Below are 2,994 nucleotides of genomic sequence, written 5' to 3' on the forward strand. Positions count from 1 at the left end.
CCAATGAGCTATAAATCCGACATCGAAATTGCGCGTGAAGCGAATAAGAAGCCGATCCAGGAGATCGGCGCGAAGCTTGGAATATCCAGTGATGATCTTTTGCCGTATGGGCATGACAAGGCGAAGGTGAGCCAGGAGTTCATCAACTCGGTGCAGGGTCGTGAGGACGGCAAGCTGGTGCTGGTGACGGCGATCAACCCGACGCCTGCGGGTGAAGGCAAGACGACCACAACGGTTGGTCTGGGTGACGGTCTGAACCGGATCGGCAAGAATGCGATGATCTGTATCCGCGAGGCCTCGCTGGGTCCGAACTTCGGCATGAAGGGCGGCGCTGCGGGTGGCGGCTATGCGCAGGTTGTTCCGATGGAAGAGATGAACCTGCACTTCACCGGCGATTTCCACGCGATCACCTCGGCCCATTCGCTGCTGTCGGCGATGATCGACAACCACATCTACTGGGGCAATGAATGCGAGATCGACACCCGCCGGGTCGCATGGCGTCGTGTGGTTGACATGAACGACCGCGCCCTGCGCCAGATTACTGCCAGCCTGGGCGGCGTGTCGAACGGGTTCCCGCGCGAAACAGGTTTTGACATCACTGTGGCGTCCGAGGTCATGGCGATCCTGTGTCTGGCCAACGACTTGAAGGATCTGGAAAAGCGTCTGGGTGACATCATCGTGGCCTATCGCCGCGACAAGACCCCGGTCTACTGCCGCGACATCAAGGCCGAAGGTGCGATGACCGTTCTGCTGAAAGACGCGATGCAGCCGAACCTGGTGCAGACGCTGGAAAACAACCCGGCCTTTGTCCATGGCGGCCCGTTCGCCAACATCGCGCATGGCTGCAACTCGGTCATTGCCACCAGGACCGCGCTGAAAGTGGCTGACTATGTGGTGACCGAGGCGGGCTTTGGCGCCGATCTGGGTGCCGAGAAGTTCATGAACATCAAGTGCCGCAAGGCGGGCATTGCGCCCTCTGCCGTGGTTCTGGTTGCCACCGTGCGGGCGATGAAGATGAATGGCGGTGTCGCCAAGGCCGATCTGGGCGCCGAGAATGTCGATGCGGTCAAGGCGGGCTGCGCCAACCTGGGCCGCCATATCGAGAACGTGAAGTCGTTCGGTGTGCCGGTTGTTGTCGCCATCAACCACTTTGTCACCGACACCGATGCCGAGGTTCAGGCGGTGAAGGATTATTGTTCCTCTCACGGGGTCGAGGCGGTTCTGTCGCGCCACTGGGAACTGGGCTCGGAAGGCTCTGCCGATCTGGCCCGCAAGGTTGTGGAAATCGTCGAAGGGGGGTCTGCGAACTTCGCGCCGATCTACCCCGACGAGATGCCGCTGTTTGAGAAGATCGAAACCATCGCCAAGCGCATCTACCGCGCCGACGAGGTTCTGGCCGACAACAAGATCCGCACGCAGCTGAAAGAATGGGAAGCTGCGGGGTATGGCAACCTGCCGGTCTGCATGGCGAAAACCCAGTACAGCTTCTCGACCGACCCGAGCTTGCGGGGCGCGCCCACCGGCCATTCGGTGCCGGTGCGTGAAGTCCGCCTGAGCGCGGGCGCGGGCTTTATCGTGGTTGTCTGCGGTGAGATCATGACCATGCCGGGCCTGCCCCGCAAACCGGCCGCGGAAACCATCTGCCTCAATGACGCAGGTGAGATCGAGGGCTTGTTCTAAGCCGCTGAATAAGACATCTCGTGGTCCGGGACCCCCGGGCCATGAGGAGACGATGATGCCCACTCTGACACCGCCGCAGGACTGCCATTCGATGCGGGATCTGCGGGTTCAGATCGACAGGCTGGACCGCCAGCTGATCGGGATGCTGGTGAGGCGCGCAAGCTATATCGACCGCGCGTCTGAGCTGAAGCCGGGCGAGGGCCTGCCCGCCCGCATCCCGGACCGGGTCGAGGATGTGGTGCAAAAGGTGCGCGCCAGTTCGCAGGCCGCGGGGATGGACCCCGATTTGTCCGAAACGCTCTGGCGCATTCTGATTGACTGGTCGATTGCACGTGAGGAACGTGTGCTCGGCCCCGAGTAAAGACCGGGCGCGTTCTGCGCCCGTTTGGGTTTTGAAAGAAGGGACCAAAGGATGGTAGCGCAGGTTATCGACGGGAAGGCCTTTGCCGCCAAAGTGCGCGCGCAGGTGGCCGATCAGGTTGCAAAGCTGAAAGAGGAAAACGGTATCACCCCCGGCCTGGCCGTGGTTCTGGTGGGCGAGGATCCGGCCAGCCAGGTCTATGTCCGCTCGAAAGGCAAGATGACCGTCGAGGTCGGCATGAACAGCTACGAGCACAAGCTGGATGTGGAGACCTCCGAGGCGGACCTGCTGGCGCTGATCGACAAACTGAACACTGATCCAGCGGTGCATGGCATTCTGGTACAGCTGCCGCTGCCAAAACACCTGAACGAGGATCTGGTGATCAACTCGATCGATCCGGCCAAGGATGTGGACGGCTTCCACATCTCGAATGTGGGCCTGCTGGGCACCGGTCAGAAATCGATGGTGCCCTGCACCCCGCTGGGCTGCCTGATGATGCTGCGCGATCACCACGGGTCGCTGTCGGGCATGGATGCGGTTGTCATCGGTCGCTCGAACATCGTGGGCAAGCCGATGGCGCAGCTGCTGCTGGGGGACAGCTGCACTGTGACCATCGCGCATTCGCGCACCAGGGACCTGCCGGATGTGGTGCGCCGCGCCGATATCGTCGTGGCCGCTGTCGGCCGCCCCGAAATGGTGCCTGGCGACTGGATCAAGGAAGGCGCCACCGTGATCGACGTGGGCATCAACCGCATCGAGCGGGATGGCAAGACCAAGCTGGTCGGCGACGTCGACTATGCCAGCGCTGCCGAACGCGCCGGCGCCATCACCCCGGTCCCCGGCGGCGTCGGCCCCATGACCATCGCCTGCCTGCTGGCCAACACCCTCACCGCCTGCTGCCGCGCAAACAAACTCCCCGAACCAGAAGGCCTGACCGCCTGATACACGCGGGG

Annotated in this window: 3 protein-coding genes; all 3 read left to right on the forward strand. The window is 62.3% G+C overall.

Annotation, left to right across the window (positions count from 1 at the left end; translation table 11 throughout):
• Positions 1-3: 3 nt before the first annotated feature.
• From ACR0DY_RS19835 to folD, 3 genes are read left to right on the forward strand one after another with little or no spacing between them, the layout of a single operon-like run.
• Positions 4-1,680, forward strand: coding sequence for a formate--tetrahydrofolate ligase (locus ACR0DY_RS19835; protein ID WP_480540092.1), 1,677 nt, complete (start codon positions 4-6; stop codon positions 1,678-1,680).
• Positions 1,681-1,735: 55 nt separating this feature from the next.
• Positions 1,736-2,041 carry a chorismate mutase gene (locus ACR0DY_RS19840; RefSeq protein ID WP_480473724.1) on the forward strand — a complete coding sequence of 102 codons (306 nt, stop codon included), beginning with the start codon at positions 1,736-1,738 and terminating at the stop codon, positions 2,039-2,041.
• A gap of 51 nt (positions 2,042-2,092) precedes the next feature.
• Positions 2,093-2,983, forward strand: coding sequence for a bifunctional methylenetetrahydrofolate dehydrogenase/methenyltetrahydrofolate cyclohydrolase FolD (gene folD / locus ACR0DY_RS19845; protein ID WP_480871586.1), 891 nt, complete (start codon positions 2,093-2,095; stop codon positions 2,981-2,983).
• Positions 2,984-2,994 lie beyond the last annotated feature (11 nt).

Source organism: Ruegeria sp. O6 (genome assembly GCF_056535045.1).